Source organism: Pseudomonas lundensis (assembly GCF_001042985.1).
GTDB lineage: Bacteria > Pseudomonadota > Gammaproteobacteria > Pseudomonadales > Pseudomonadaceae > Aquipseudomonas > Aquipseudomonas lundensis.
In genome coordinates this window covers 233072-247651 of sequence record NZ_JYKY01000004.1, presented here as the reverse complement: position 1 = coordinate 247651, position 14580 = coordinate 233072, and the positions used below count along the sequence as shown (strand labels likewise).

The following is a 14580-nucleotide window of genomic DNA, read 5'->3' as shown; positions in this document are numbered from 1 at the left end:
CCGTACGCAGCCCCTTGCTGCCCTCGAGATAGGCCTTGATGGCGGTGAGCTTAAATTGCTCTGTGTACTTGTTCATGTTGAAAACCCAAAAAGTTGGATGGGTGTCCAACTTTTTGGGGGCAGTTCACGTCGTAAACATCTTTCTGCGCCACAAAAAGAAAACCCCGCCGAAGCGGGGTTTTGCAGACTGTTTCCCTGACATCCTTTTCACTCCGCCTTCCTGGCAGAATCCTACGTGTCCCTGTTGTTGCTTTGAGCTTCCTGCTCGACGTCCATGTGAAGTAGATTACCGCTGGATCCAATTCTGCGATATGGACGATTGGCAGCGCGTTGTGTAAGCAAATGCTTACATATGCCTAAACAGGTTAAAAATGTGCTTCATCGAGCAAATACAACGACTCGCTGCCCGCCTTGACCGACGCACTCAGAGAATGAATACGGGGCAGCAAACGCTCGAAATAGAAGCGTGCAGTGCCCATTTTGCTGACATAGAACGCGTCTTCCGCCTCCTTGCCCTTAGCGGCTTTGGCCATCATTGCCCACATGTAGGCATACGTTATGTAACCAAAAACGTGCAGGTACTCGACCGAGGCAGCGCCGATCTCGTTAGGGTTGGATTTCGCACGCTCCAGAACCCAGGCCGTCAACGCATCAAGTGTGTCCAAAGCTGACGCCAAAGGCGCCGTGAACTCATGCAGGTCGCCGCAAGCCGACGCGATGAACTGACGGATTTCATCGGCGTACAAACGGTAATACGCGCCGTTATTACCCACGATCTTGCGCCCGACCAAGTCCAGCGCCTGAATACCGTTGGTGCCTTCGTAGATTTGCGTGATACGCACATCACGCACCAGTTGCTCCTGGCCCCACTCACGGATGTAACCGTGACCGCCAAACACCTGCTGGCCGTGGACGGTTGTTTCGAGGCCCAGGTCGGTGATGAACGCCTTCGCCACCGGTGTCAGCAATGCCACCAGGGCATCGGCCCGCTCGCGGGCGCCTGGTTCATCGCTGAACTTGGCAATGTCCAGCTGATTGGCCACGTAGGTGGAAAAGGCCCGTCCGCCTTCGTTCGACGCTTTCATGGTCAGCAGCATGCGTCGCACGTCAGCGTGGACGATGATCGGGTCGGCGGCTTTGTCTTTGGCTTGAGCGCCAGTGGCTGCCCGGCCTTGCAGGCGATCACGCGCGTATTCCACCGCGTTCTGGTACGAGCGTTCGCCCGATGCCAGCCCCTGAATGCCTACCCCCAGACGCTCATAGTTCATCATGGTGAACATGGCCGCCAGGCCACGGTTGGGCTCGCCCACCAGGTAGCCGACAGCCTCGTCGAAGTTCATCACGCACGTGGCCGAGGCCTGAATGCCCATTTTGTGTTCGATAGAGCCGCAGGTGACCGGGTTGCGCTGGCCGAGGCTGCCATCGGCATTGACCATGAACTTGGGCACCAGAAACAGCGAAATGCCTTTAGGCCCCGCCGGGGCGTCCGGCAGTTTGGCCAGCACCAAATGGATGATGTTTTCCGTCAGGTCGTGCTCACCACCGGTGATGAAAATCTTGGTGCCGCTGACCCGGTATGAGCCATCGGCCTGAGGCTCGGCCTTGGTCCGGATAATGCCCAGATCGGTGCCAGCGTGTGGCTCGGTCAAGCACATGGAACCGGCCCACACCCCGGCGTACATATTCGGCAAATAGGTGGCTTTCAGCGCATCGCTGGCATGGGCGTTGATCGACACGCAGGCACCGGCCGTGAGCATCGGGTACAGGCCGAACGCGAGGCTGGAGGAGTTGATCATCTCTTCAACTTGAGCCGACACCGCCTTGGGCATGCCCATGCCGCCGAACTCAGGATCACCGCCGACGCCGACCCAGCCGCCCTCGGCGTACGTTTTATAAGCCTCGACAAAACCGGCGGGGGTGGTCACGACCGTATCGTTCCAATGGCAACCCTCTTCATCACCGCTACGGCTCAACGGCGCGATGCTTTTGGCTGTCACTTTGCCCGCTTCTTCAAGAATGGCCTCAACCGTTTCGGCGTCCACGGTCTCGGCCAGTGCCGGCAGTGTTGCCCAAAGGGATGCGACCTCGAACACTTCATTGAGGACGAAGCGCATATCGCGCAGGGGCGCTTTGTAATCAGCCATAGCAAACCTCGTAATCGCTAACGGTCAAAGCCCGGACGGGCCACGGATAGAAGTGGCACAGTCTAACTTAACAACGAGAGCGATACATAGGGTCGCCTAGTGACTGAATAGATAGATACAGTCACCTCAGGCCAGGGCTTCAGTGGTCCGGACGGCGCCCCGTCGGGTTTGGCCATAGGCAATGACGCAATTGCGGCCTGCACTCTTCGCACTGTAGAGCGCCTTGTCCGCCGCCTTGAGCACCTCTTCGGCCGTGCGCTGCTCCGGCATCCGCTCGGCGACGCCGATACTCACCGTGACCGACACACTGCTGGCCCGCGTGCCTGCACGGCGCTGTCGACCTTGTTGGTCATCTTGCGGGCGGCTTTCCTGATTACGTAACTGGATGTTGTAAATGGCAATGGACTCACGCAACTCATCAAGATGCGGCATGCATTCGTCCAAGGTTTTGCCTGCGAAAACCAGCGCGAACTCCTCGCCGCCGTAGCGATAGGCCCGGCCGCCGCCACCGACTTTGGACAGCTTGCTGGCAACCAGACGCAAAACCTGATCGCCGACATCGTGACCGTGGGTGTCGTTGAATTTCTTGAAATGATCGACGTCGCTCATGGCCAGGACGTAATTACGCCCCAACCGTTGCAAGCGTTCGTTCAGTGCGCGACGCCCCGGCAAACCGGTCAGCTCGTCACGGAAAGCCATTTGATAGGCCTCGTGCGCCACAGCGGCGGCGATCATCAACATCACCTGGCTGCACATGATGTTGAGCGTGAACGGCAGGATGAACGTTTGCGGCAACATCCAGAACAGCCCCAGCAACCCCACCAATTGGGCCGCATGCAGCGGCCGGGGGTTGCGCCAGTACTGCCAGCCGAGCAGTACAAAACCGATAAAAAACACCGGATAAGACAATTGAATCAGGCTCATCCAGGCGCCATGCAAGGCGGGCCAGCGAATTTCTGCCAGCCAGTTCAGCAGCACCTGTGGGTAACTTTGCTCCAGCCCCAGCGCGACACTGCCGACCGCCAACAGCACAGCAAAGCGCGCCACCAAATCCTGAAACAGGTGAGTGCGCTCCTCCCAGGCCGCGTAGAGGCTGTACAGCAGCGGCAATAACAGTGAACACAAATGGAAAACCACGGCGGCATCGGTGCGCACTTGTCCGTTGTCACGGTAGTAATCGGTCTGGGTATCGAGCAGAAAGTAGGCGATGTACACCGTCAGCATCAAAAACAGTTCGCGCTGACGCCGGTAGACCGCGCAGTAAGCACCGCCCAACAACAGCACCAGAGTGGGGAGCACATTGAACAATGAGGTAAAAAACACATTGAGGTCTTTGACATACGCAGCCGCCAGGCCCGCTGTCAGCAGCACAATAGACGGCAAAAAGTGAGTGAAACGTGCAGCAGAAGGACGCGACAAAAGTAAGGCTCCAACCTGAACAACCAAGTAGTGGCATTGTGCCTGCTTTTTCCGCAGTTAAGCACACTTGGCGACGTCCCGTTCGCCTCGGCCATAGGTTTTAACGGCTGATAAGGCGAAAGTCTTAGGGGATTTGTCGGGTTTAAATGTTGCAGGTCGAGACAGGCAGGGCGCAGCGCACGGCGTAGACGATGAATCACTTTGCCAACCACAAAAAAAGCCGCTTCCCCCGAAGGAGAAGCGGCTTTTGGAAGGGGACAGCGGCGGGGCTTAGTAGCCCAGGTCGAAGTCTTCTTCTTTCATGTCCATCAGGTTGGCGGCACCCGACAGCATGGCGGCCACGTGAGTGCGAGTGCGTGGCAGGATGCGCTGGAAGTAGAAGCGGGCGGTCTGCAATTTCGCTTTGTAGAACGCTTCTTCCGAGGTGCCAGCAGCCAGTTTCTCAGCCGCCAGACGCGCCATGTCAGCCCAGAAGTACGCCAGGCAGGCATAACCCGAATACATCAGGTAGTCGACCGAAGCCGCGCCCACTTCTTCACGGTCCTTCATGGCGGCCATGCCGACCTTCATGGTCAGTTCGCCCCATTCTTTGTTCAGCGCCGCCAAGGGTGCGATGAACTCCTGAACGCCTTCGTTGCCTTCGTTGTTCTGGCAGAACTTGTGCACGATCTTGGTGAAGCCTTTGAGGGCTTCGCCCTGGGTCATCAACACTTTGCGGCCCAGCAGGTCGAGCGCCTGAATGCCGGTGGTGCCTTCGTACAGCATCGAAATACGGCTGTCGCGAACGTTTTGCTCCATGCCCCATTCAGAGATGAAGCCGTGACCACCGTAGATTTGAACGCCGTGGTTGGCGGCTTCAAAACCGACTTCGGTCATGAACGCTTTCGCGATCGGCGTCATGAACGCCAGCAGTGCGTCGGCCTTCTTCTTCTCTTCTTCATCAACGCCGTACTTCACGATGTCGACTAGCTTGGCAGTGAAGTAAACCATCGCACGGTTGCCTTCGGCGAAGGCTTTCATGGTCAACAGCATGCGACGCACGTCCGGGTGGACGATGATCGGGTCAGCGGCTTTTTCCGGGAATTTAGGGCCGGTCAGCGAACGCATTTGCAGGCGATCGCGGGCGTATTTCAGGCCGCCCTGGAAGCCGATTTCGGCGTGGGCCAGGCCTTGCAGCGCAGTGCCCAGACGGGCGGTGTTCATGAAGGTGAACATGCAGTTCAGGCCTTTGTTCGGCGGGCCGATCAGGAAACCGGTCGCGCCGTCAAAGTTCATCACGCACGTGGCATTACCGTGAATGCCCATTTTGTGCTCAAGGGAGCCACAGCTCACTGCGTTACGCTCACCGATGGTGCCATCGGCAGCGGGCATGAACTTGGGCACGATGAACAGCGAAATGCCCTTGGTGCCCGCCGGTGCATCCGGCAGACGCGCCAGAACGATGTGGACGATGTTGTCGGCCATGTCGTGTTCACCGGCCGAGATGAAGATCTTGGTGCCGGAAACTTTGTACGAACCATCAGCCTGAGGCTCGGCCTTGGTGCGCAGCATGCCCAGGTCGGTGCCGCAGTGCGGCTCGGTCAGGCACATGGTGCCGGTCCACTCGCCCGTGACCAGTTTGCTCAGGTACGTCTCTTGCTGCTCGGGAGTGCCGTGCTCGGAGATGGTGTTCATCGCACCATGAGACAGGCCGGGGTACATGCCCCACGACCAGTTGGCTTCGCCCACCATTTCACTGACCGCCAGACCCAGCGACTCAGGCAGACCCTGACCACCGTGCGCGACGTCGTGAGCCAGGCTTGGCCAGCCGCCTTCAACGAATTGTTTGTAGGCTTCTTTGAAGCCGGTCGGGGTTTTAACGCCAGACTCGCTCCAGGTGCAGCCTTCGGTGTCACCCACACGGTTCAGAGGTGCCAGCACCTGTTCACAAAACTTGGCGCCTTCTTCAAGAATGGCGTCAACCATATCTGGAGTAGCGTCCTGGCAAGCCGGCAGGCTCTGATAGTGCGCTTCGTAACCGAGCAGTTCGTCACGTACGAAGCGAATATCACGCAAGGGGGCCTTGTAATCAGGCATAGCGATAAACCTCTGCTGATGAATCCGGGAATGAACAACCGCGTAGAATTTGTTATTGCGGTCAAACAGGTGTTTGAAACATACGTTTACGCCCATTTATTGTCAAGCAGCCGCAATACGCCGTTCGTCCCGACGGACACACGGCGACCTGCCTGTGAAAAAGCGTTGAAAACAGTTAAGCGCGACAATGCCGGGGTGGCGTCAGGCTGCGCCGGGCAGCCTTTGGGAAAATCCAGAGTGGACATCGACCCGGCCTGAAGCCGCGTCGAGGTCAACACCCGCAGATCAGGCGTAGGTATCGATCAACGTTCCGACCATTTCGTCAGCCGTGCGTACCCCTTTGGCGCCGAGTTCGACTTGTGCTTTGCCTACGCTTAAATCAGCCACATCACTGGCAACATCAGAAAGCTGGCTACGGTCAACGGCACGCATGCGGTTGACTTGAGTGTCGGAGGATTGGCTACCCACCGCGCGATCAAGCGTCGCACTGGCGATCTGCCCCGCGGCTTGGTCGACCCGGTTCTGCCCGGCCTGAACGGTGCTCAGACCCGCGTAAAACGCAGTGCTTCCTGAGATTTCCATGGCGGCATCATCCTTTGAAGAGGGAATCGACCTTCATTCAAGCAGACCTGATGGCAAAAGGCCCGTCAAAAAAGCTCATGGCTGTTGGCCAGTCGATAGGCCCCGGCAATAGCGTCAGGTTCAGTCCAGCAGGTCCAATTCAAGGTACTGCGCGACGGCCTCGGGGGTCGGTGACTTGAGTTTGGGCACTCGCCCCAAACACGGTGCAGGCAAGCGTTCGGCCAGGGTGGCGAGGTTCTCTTCAAGACGCGAGGTCTTCGGGTCAATGATATTGGCCACCCAGCCAGCCAGTTGCAGGCCATCCTGAGCAATCGCTTCAGCCGTGAGCAAGGCATGGCTGATGCACCCCAGCCTCACCCCCACCACCAGGATCACCGGCAAATCCAGACCCTGAGCCACATCCGACAAACTGTCCTGCCCCGACAACGGCACGCGCCAACCGCCTGCGCCTTCTATAAGGGTGAAATCGGCGCGCTGACTCAGGATGCGCTGCATCGGTGTGAGTAATGCCTGCACCGTCAGGGCCACGCCTGCCTCACGGGCCGCGATGTGCGGCGCGATGGCGGGTTCAAACGCGACCGGGTTAACCTCTCCATAGCTCAATGCAAGGGTGCATTGAGCCATCAATGCCAGCGCGTCTGCGTTACGCAGCCCCTCGGGCGTCACCTCGCACCCGGAGGCCACCGGTTTACCCGCCGCCGTGCTCAAGCCCGCCGCACGCGCGGCCTGTAACAGACCCGCCGCGACCGTGGTTTTGCCGACATCGGTGTCCGTACCGGTAATGAAATAAGCAGGACTCATCGCGGGTTCTCCAAAATGCCGTAGACCACCTGATACGTCGCCGGTAACCCTTGGGGCTGACGGAAGTGTTCATAAGCGGCCATCAACCCCTGAAGCCGCGCCCTGCCGGTCAAGCCTTCGGGCCGTCCCGGATTAAGGTTATGCGCGCCCAGGGCTTTGAGTTCATAGGTCAAGTGGCGCACCTGAGGGTAGTGCAGCACATGGGGCTGAGTCTGCAAGCTGAGCACCTGAAAACCACTGTCGGCACAGCGTTGCTGATACGCGGCGAACGACCGGAAACGGTTGACATGGACTTGCCCGTCAACCGCCTGCCAACTGTCGCGCAACTCGCTCAGCGTGCCGACGCACAGGCTGGCAAACGCCAACACCCCGCCCGGCCTGAGCACGCGCTGGGCTTCTTTGAGCACCCCGTCAAAATGCTCGCACCACTGCAACGCCAGGCTGGAAAAGATCAGGTCACAGCGGTTGTCTTGCAGCGGCAAGCACTCAGCGTCCCCGGCAATAAAGTGCTGCGCGCCGCCCAGCGGCCGCGCATAGGTGAGCATACCCTGCGCGATATCCAGCGCCACGCCTTCACTGCCCGCAAATTGCTGACCCAGCACGCGACTGAAATAGCCGGTGCCACTGCCCACATCCAGCCAGCGTCGGGGGCTCACATCAGGCGGTAATCGCCCGATCAATTCATGACCGACTGCACGTTGCAATTCAGCCACGCTGTCATAACTGGCAGCCGCACGCGAAAACGACACCGCCACCAGACGCTTGTCCGGCAGGTTGCCCACACTCAGATCAGTCATCTCCCAACTCGTTTAAAAAACTCTGGATCGCCGCCGCCAGTTCGTGGGGTGCTTGCAGAAGAAACGCGTGACAGGCCTGTTCCATCAGGCCCACTTGAACATCGGGCAATAACGCCAGCAAATCGCTGGCGGCCTGCGCGGGCACCAGCCCGTCTTGCCCGGCGAAAACGTGAAATTGCGGCCCGTTAAACGCTTTGAGCGCCCCACGGGTGTCCAGCGTAGCGAGCAGCTCAAGCCCCGCCAGCAGGGTATCCGGCTGCGCGTGCGGTGCGCCATTGAGCAGCCGACTGGCCATGGCCTTGCCGTCACTGCACAACAAAGAAAAACGCTTCAACGTTGTGTTAGGCGCCTCCCGAAACCCGTTGATAAACGCGTCAAACGTGGCACCCGGCATGGCGCCCGGCCAGTCGTCGGTGCGGACAAAACGCGGGTTACTGGCCAGCGTCACCAACCCGCAGCAGCGCTCTGCCCGGCGCGCAGCCAGCTCACTGGCGAGCATGCCGCCCAAAGACCAACCGCCCAGCCAGACGTCTTGAGGCACCGCAGCCTCCAGTTCATCCAGCCAGTCGTCCAACTGCGCCGATGCAAGCACCGGCAACGGTTCGATCTCAACCCGCAAGTGCTCGTTCAGCCCTCGCAAGGCGGCCGCCAAAGGCTCCAACGGCGACACGCCAAGCCCCCAGCCCGGCAACAGAATCAAGCGGTCACGCATGGTTCGACTCCACGGTTGGCCAGCAGTCGTTTAATGCGTTTAACAGTAGCTGCACCTGGGCCTCGGTGTGCGCGGCCGACAAGGTGACGCGTAAACGCGCACCGCCAGCCGGCACCGTCGGCGGCCGGATGGCGGTCACCAGCAGGCCGCGCGCACGCAATTGCTGCGATAAACGCACCGCTTGCGCGCTGTCACCCACGAGGATGGGTTGAATCGGCGTGAAGCTGTCCATCAGTTGCAGGCCCATCTGCTCGGCCCCTTGACGGAACTGACCAATCAACCGGTTCAAGTGCTCACGTCGCCAGTGTTCACTGCGCAGCAGCTCAAGGCTCTTTAACGTCGCGCACGCCAAGGCCGGGGGCTGGCTGGTGGTGTAGATGTAAGGGCGGGCGAACTGGATCAGGCTTTCGATCAACGCCTCACTGCCCGCCACAAACGCACCGCTGGTGCCGAAGGCTTTGCCGAGGGTTCCGATCAGCACGGGAACATCGTCCAGCCCCAAGCCGAAATGCTCGACAATCCCGCCGCCCGTGGCACCCAGCGCCCCAAAACCATGGGCATCATCGACCATCAGCCAGGCCCCTTTGGCCTTGGCTTCGCGGGCCAGCGCGGGCACGTCGGCCACATTGCCGTCCATGCTGAACACGCCGTCCGTGACCACCAGCGTATTGCCGACGGCTTTCTGCAGACGCTTGGCCAAACTGGCGGCATCGTTGTGCAGATAACGATTGAACCGCGCCCCGCTCAACAAGCCCGCATCCAGCAGTGACGCATGGTTGAGGCGATCTTCGAGCACCGTATCGCCCTGCCCCACCAGCGCCGTGACGGCCCCCAGGTTGGCCATGTAGCCATTGCTGAATAAGAGTGCGCGCGGGCGACCGGTGAATTCGGCCAGTGCTTCTTCCAGTGCGTGGTGCGGGCGGCTGTGACCGATCACCAAATGCGATGCACCGCCCCCGACACCCCAGCGCGAAGCGCCCTGCTGCCAGGCTTCAATAACTTGCGGGTGATTGGCCAGGCCCAGGTAGTCGTTGTTGCAAAACGCCAATAACGGCTGCCCGTCGACCACCACTTGAGGGCCTTGCGGGCTTTCAAGCAAAGGGCGATGGCGATAGAGATTGTCCGCCCGGCGCGCAGCCAGACGGGCACTTAAATCAAAAGACATGCTAGGCGAGCCCTCTTGTAGCCACCGGCGCACGCTGCGACAGGCTGCACGGCGGGCAAAGCCGAGCCGTTACAGACCTGAGCGCAGCGTGCGCCCGCGCCTACCTGTGCGGTGGGTAGCGTTAAACCGCAGCGTTGTAGAACTGCTCGCTGGATTTTTGATCCATCAGCGCGTGCTCGATGGCCGCCTGATGCACTTCGTCAGCATGATCTTCGCGGGCCTCGGGGAGGATGCCCAGGCGACTGAACAACTGCATGTCCTTGTCCGCCTGCGGGTTGGACGTGGTGAGCAGTTTGTCGCCGTAAAAAATCGAATTGGCCCCGGCCATGAAGGCCAGCGCCTGCATTTGTTCGTTCATGGCTTCACGGCCGGCCGACAGCCGTACATGGCTCTTGGGCATCATGATGCGCGCCACGGCCAGCATGCGAATGAAGTCAAACGGGTCCACATCGTCAGCGTTTTCCAGCGGCGTCCCCGCCACTTTCACCAGCATGTTGATCGGCACGGATTCCGGGTGTTCCGGCAGGTTGGCCAGTTGAATCAGCAAATTGGCGCGGTCATCGAGCGACTCACCCATGCCCAGAATGCCGCCCGAACAAATCTTCATGCCCGCCTCGCGCACATAACTGAGGGTTTGCAGGCGCTCACTGTAAGTGCGGGTGGTGATGATGGTGGTGTAGAACTCTGGCGATGTATCGAGGTTGTGGTTGTAGTAGTCGAGCCCCGCCTGGGCCAGCGCGGCGCTTTGCTCCTGATCGAGCTTGCCCAGTGTCATGCAGGTTTCCAGCCCCAGCGCTTTCACGCCTTCAACCATTTTCAGCACATAGGGCATGTCTTTGGCCGACGGGTGCTTCCACGCGGCCCCCATGCAAAAGCGCGTTGCGCCGATGGCCTTGGCTTTCGCCGCTTCCTCCAGCACCGCCTGTACCTGCATCAACTTTTCTTTCGCCAACCCGGTGTTGTAGTGGCCCGACTGCGGACAATATTTGCAATCTTCCGGGCAGGCGCCGGTTTTGATTGAAAGCAGCGTCGAGACCTGCACCCGGTTAGCGTCGAAATGCGCGCGATGCACCTGTTGCGCCGCAAACATCAGGTCGTTGAAGGGCTGGGTGAACAACGCCCGCACTTCGGCTAAAGACCAATCATGACGCATGGTGTTAAAGGTGCTGGCGCTCATCGGCGTCTCTCTTGTTTATGCTTTGGTTTAAACCTGAATTCGGTCTTTCAGGCAGGGCACGGATGGCCGGTATGTTTAAGGATGTTACCTACGCTGTCAACCCAGATAGAAATGGAGGTTTACATCTGGTTACTTAATGTACAAACCTGCTTACTGTGTGATGAGCCTTCAGCTACGCAACAACCGGTATGCGGGCCCTGCAAACACGAACTGCCGTGGCTGCAAAACCCCTGTCAGCGCTGTGCCCTGCCGTTGTCCATGCCGGGCCTGACCTGCGGGGGCTGCCTTAAACACCCGCCCGCGTTTGCGGGGGTGCATGCGCCGTGGCTGTATGACTTTCCGGTGGACAGCTTGATCCTGCGGTTCAAACACAACAGTCGCTGGCCTTTTGGCCGCCTGTTGGCAGCACTGCTCAGCCAATCGCTGCTCGATCGCTACCAGCAGGCTCAACCCCGGCCGGATGTGCTGCTGCCCGTCCCGCTGTCCGCCGCCCGGCAACGTCAACGCGGTTACAACCAGTGCGTCATGCTGGGTCAGTGGCTCAGTGACCACCTTGATATTCCCTGCCAGGCCCACTGGCTATTGCGCACCCAGGACACCCCGGCACAACAGGCGCTCGACGCCAAAACCCGCAAACGCAACTTGCTCAACGCCTTCGCGCTGGGGCCCGACGCTCAAGTCCGGGGGCTGCATGTGGCGTTGGTGGATGACGTGTTGACCACCGGCGCCACGGCACAAAGCCTCGCCCTGCTGTTGCTCAAGGCCGGGGCGAAACGGGTGGATGTGTACTGCCTGGCGCGCACGCCAAAACCGGACGGCCCGGCTTGACGACGCCCCGGCAAGTGGGCACTTTGCCAAGCCCCCTGCCAAACGAATCAATCGACATGCATTTGCCGACCTTGCTGACGCAGCACATCGTCCGCCGCCCACAGCGAATAGCGCTGTTGCAGCACATCGCCGAGCAAGGTTCGATCACCCGAGCCGCCAAAAGCGCCGGCATCAGTTACAAGGCCGCGTGGGAGGCCATTGATGAACTGAACAATCTGGCACAAACCCCCTTGGTAGAACGCAGCGTGGGGGGCAAGGGCGGTGGCGGTGCCCGGTTGTCGGTAGCGGGCGAGCGTGTGCTGCGGCTTTATCAACGGCTGCAAGTGCTGCAAAGCCAGGTACTGGACGCCGCCGAAGAAGCCCAAGACCTTGAGCTGATGGGCCGCCTGATGCTGCGCACCAGCGCCCGCAACCAGTTGCACGGCACCGTCGCGCGCATTCACGGCCACGGCCATTACGACTTGATCGATCTGCAATTGGCAGGTGGGCTGACCCTGCAAGCGCACATCACCCGCGACAGCACGCAGCGCCTGGAGCTTGAACCCGGCACGCCGGTGGTGGCGTTAATCAAGGCCGGTTGGTTGCAGCTGATTAAACCCGAAGCTGCGGTGGCGGGTCACAACCGGTTACACGGCAAGATCGAGCAGATTTTCCACGCGCACGACGGCCCGAGCGAAGTGCGCATCGGCCTGCCCAATGGCCAGACCCTGTGTGCGCTGAGCGAAGCGCAACACCTCGAAACACTCGCTTTGGTGGAGGGCAGTGAAGCCCTGGTGCAGTTCGCGCCGACCTTGGTGCTGTTGGGTACGCCGCTTTAACACGTCGCCCGCCACCCTCTGAAACATCCCTGTCACACCCTCTGATTAAGGTGGCTGCCAAAACCGTTGCGAGGGGCAGCCTGACATGAACCTATTACAAGAAGACCAAACCACCGATCTTGAACAGATCATCGGCCTCAGCCGTCGGGGCTTCATCAGCGCGGGCGCCTTGTGCGGCGCGGCGATGTTTCTGGGCGGCAGCCTGCTGAGCCGCAGCGTGCTGGCCGACGGGGTACGCGCAGCGTCCAGCCCGTTACTGGGTTTTAACAGTATCGACGCCGCCACCACCGACACCGTCACCCTGCCGCCCGGCTACCGCGCCTCGGTGCTCATCAGCTGGGGCCAACCGCTGCACGCGCACGGCCCGGCCTTCATGCCCGACGGCAGCGGCACGGCGGCGCAACAGGAAGTGCAATTCGGCGATAACAACGACGGCATGAGCCTGTTTGCATTCCCCGACGACCCCGACCGCGCGCTGATGGCCATCAACAACGAATACACCAACTACCGCTACCTCTACCCCCACGGTGGACAGCCGACCTCGGCCGAAGACGCGCACAAGGCGCAGGCCAGTGAAGGCGTGTCGGTGATTGAAATTCAGCGCAAGGGCGACCGCTGGCAGTTTGTCCAAGGATCGCCCTTCAACCGGCGCATTCACGGCAATACGCCGATTCGCCTGAGCGGCCCCGCCGCCGGCCATGCGTTGCTGCGCACCCAGGCCGACAGCACCGGCACCCGGGCGCTGGGCACGTTTCAAAACTGCGCCAACGGTAAAACCCCGTGGGGCACGTACCTGACATGCGAAGAAAACTTCACTGACTGCTTTGGCAGCACCGACCCGAATCAAACCTTTGATGCCGCGCAAAAGCGTTACGGCGTGGTCGCCGCCAGTAAAGACATCAACTGGCACCTGCACGACCCGCGTTTCGACCTGGCGCACACCCCCAACGAATTGAACCGTCACGGCTGGGTGGTGGAAATCGACCCGTTCGACCCGCAATCAACGCCGGTCAAACGCACGGCATTGGGCCGCTTCAAACACGAAAACGCCGCACTGACTGAAACCCGCGACGGCCATGCCGTGGTGTACATGGGCGACGACGAGCGCGGGGAGTTCATTTACAAGTTCATCAGCCGCGACAAGATCGACCACCAAACCCCCAAGGCAAACCGCGACCTGCTGGATCACGGCACCTTGTATGTCGCACGCTTTGATAACGGCGACAGCCACCCCGACCGGCCCAAGGGCAAAGGCCAATGGATCGAACTGACCCACGGCAAAAACGGCATCAACCCGGGCAGCGGCTTCGCCAATCAGGCTCAAGTGCTGATCCACGCCCGCCTGGCCGCCAGCATGGTCGGCGCCACACGCATGGATCGCCCGGAGTGGATCGTCGTCAGCCCCAAGGACGGCCAGGTGTATTGCACCCTGACCAACAACGTTAAACGCGGTGAAGACGGTCAGCCCGTCGGCGGCCCCAACCCGCGCGAGAAGAATGTGTACGGGCAAATTCTGCGCTGGAGCGAACAAGGCAATGACCCTGGCGCTGCCACGTTTGACTGGGACCTGTTCGTCGTCGCGGGCAACCCGGCCGTGCATCCCCAGCAGCCCAAGGGCGGGTCGGCCAATATCACCCCGCAAAACATGTTTAACAGCCCCGACGGCATGGGCTTTGACGAGGCGGGAAGGCTCTGGATCCTGACCGACGGCGACGTCAGCAACACCGGCGACTTTGCTGGCATGGGCAACAACCAGATGCTGTGCGCCGACCCCAACACGGGTGAAATCCGTCGCTTCATGGTCGGCCCGGTCGGTTGCGAAGTGACGGGGATCAGCTTTGCCCCGGATCAGAAAACCCTGTTCGTGGGCATCCAGCACCCGGGCGAAAACGGCGGTTCGACCTTCCCCGAGCACCTGCCCGGCGGCAAGCCGCGCTCCTCGGTAATGGCCATCAGCCGAGAAGACGGAGGAATCGTCGGCGCGTAAGGCCAACACCCGCAGGGCGATGGATATCTATCGCCCTCTGCTCAGCTGTCTGCGCTAACATGCGGGGCCGGACG

Annotated in this window: 13 protein-coding genes and 1 pseudogene; 5 read left to right on the top strand and 9 right to left on the bottom strand. The window is 60.4% G+C overall.

What is annotated here, in order from left to right:
- Positions 1–199 (top strand): hypothetical protein (locus TU74_RS24570; RefSeq protein WP_206540651.1); only part of this gene is annotated, 199 nt, incomplete at its 5' end.
- A 166-nt stretch (positions 200–365) separates the two neighbouring features.
- Here TU74_RS24570 and TU74_RS05480 read toward each other — a convergent pair.
- The 3 genes from TU74_RS05480 to TU74_RS05470 all read right to left on the bottom strand — a co-directional run bounded on the left by TU74_RS05480 (position 366) and on the right by TU74_RS05470 (position 5639).
- Complete coding sequence (locus TU74_RS05480) at positions 366–2144, bottom strand: acyl-CoA dehydrogenase C-terminal domain-containing protein (RefSeq protein ID WP_047295924.1); 1779 nt, start codon at positions 2142–2144, stop codon at positions 366–368.
- Positions 2145–2270: 126 nt separating this feature from the next.
- A complete protein-coding gene (locus TU74_RS05475) occupies positions 2271–3563 on the bottom strand; it encodes a GGDEF domain-containing protein (RefSeq protein ID WP_048375490.1) in 1293 nt (430 codons plus the stop codon).
- 270 nt (positions 3564–3833) lie between these two features.
- Positions 3834–5639 (bottom strand): phenylacyl-CoA dehydrogenase, encoded by a 1806-nt coding sequence (locus TU74_RS05470; RefSeq protein ID WP_048375488.1) that lies wholly within the window; start codon positions 5637–5639, stop codon positions 3834–3836.
- A 30-nt stretch (positions 5640–5669) separates the two neighbouring features.
- On the opposite strand from TU74_RS05470, the gene TU74_RS05465 reads away from it, so the two are divergent.
- A complete protein-coding gene (locus TU74_RS05465) occupies positions 5670–5897 on the top strand; it encodes a hypothetical protein (protein ID WP_048375486.1) in 228 nt (75 codons plus the stop codon).
- Positions 5898–5924: 27 nt separating this feature from the next.
- Here TU74_RS05465 and TU74_RS05460 read toward each other — a convergent pair whose 3' ends face one another.
- The 6 genes from TU74_RS05460 to bioB all read right to left on the bottom strand — a co-directional run bounded on the left by TU74_RS05460 (position 5925) and on the right by bioB (position 10873).
- Entirely contained in the window at positions 5925–6221 is a 297-nt protein-coding gene (locus TU74_RS05460; protein ID WP_048375484.1) for a hypothetical protein, read from the bottom strand.
- A 120-nt stretch (positions 6222–6341) separates the two neighbouring features.
- Positions 6342–7022, bottom strand: a complete 681-nt coding sequence (bioD, locus tag TU74_RS05455; protein WP_048375482.1) for a dethiobiotin synthase — start codon at positions 7020–7022, stop codon at positions 6342–6344.
- Positions 7019–7819 (bottom strand): malonyl-ACP O-methyltransferase BioC, encoded by an 801-nt coding sequence (gene bioC, locus TU74_RS05450; protein WP_048375480.1) that lies wholly within the window; start codon positions 7817–7819, stop codon positions 7019–7021. Before bioC ends, bioD begins: the two co-directional genes overlap by 4 nt.
- The gene (locus TU74_RS05445; protein ID WP_047279340.1) at positions 7812–8531 is read right to left on the bottom strand and encodes an alpha/beta fold hydrolase; all 720 of its coding nucleotides are present in this window, start codon (positions 8529–8531) and stop codon (positions 7812–7814) included. Before TU74_RS05445 ends, bioC begins: the two co-directional genes overlap by 8 nt.
- The gene (bioF, locus tag TU74_RS05440) at positions 8524–9696 is read right to left on the bottom strand and encodes an 8-amino-7-oxononanoate synthase (protein WP_048375478.1); all 1173 of its coding nucleotides are present in this window, start codon (positions 9694–9696) and stop codon (positions 8524–8526) included. Before bioF ends, TU74_RS05445 begins: the two co-directional genes overlap by 8 nt.
- A gap of 121 nt (positions 9697–9817) precedes the next feature.
- Positions 9818–10873: a biotin synthase BioB gene (gene bioB / locus TU74_RS05435; protein WP_048375476.1), complete on the bottom strand. Its 1056-nt coding sequence runs from the start codon at positions 10871–10873 to the stop codon at positions 9818–9820.
- A gap of 88 nt (positions 10874–10961) precedes the next feature.
- On the opposite strand from bioB, the pseudogene TU74_RS05430 reads away from it, so the two are divergent.
- From TU74_RS05430 to TU74_RS05420, 3 genes and pseudogenes are all read left to right on the top strand, one after another.
- Positions 10962–11701: pseudogene (locus tag TU74_RS05430) on the top strand (double zinc ribbon domain-containing protein); the annotation flags it as partial.
- A 56-nt stretch (positions 11702–11757) separates the two neighbouring features.
- Positions 11758–12519 (top strand): TOBE domain-containing protein, encoded by a 762-nt coding sequence (locus tag TU74_RS05425; protein WP_048375472.1) that lies wholly within the window; start codon positions 11758–11760, stop codon positions 12517–12519.
- A gap of 85 nt (positions 12520–12604) precedes the next feature.
- Positions 12605–14506: a PhoX family protein gene (locus TU74_RS05420; protein ID WP_048375470.1), complete on the top strand. Its 1902-nt coding sequence runs from the start codon at positions 12605–12607 to the stop codon at positions 14504–14506.
- Positions 14507–14580: the final 74 nt, after the last annotated feature.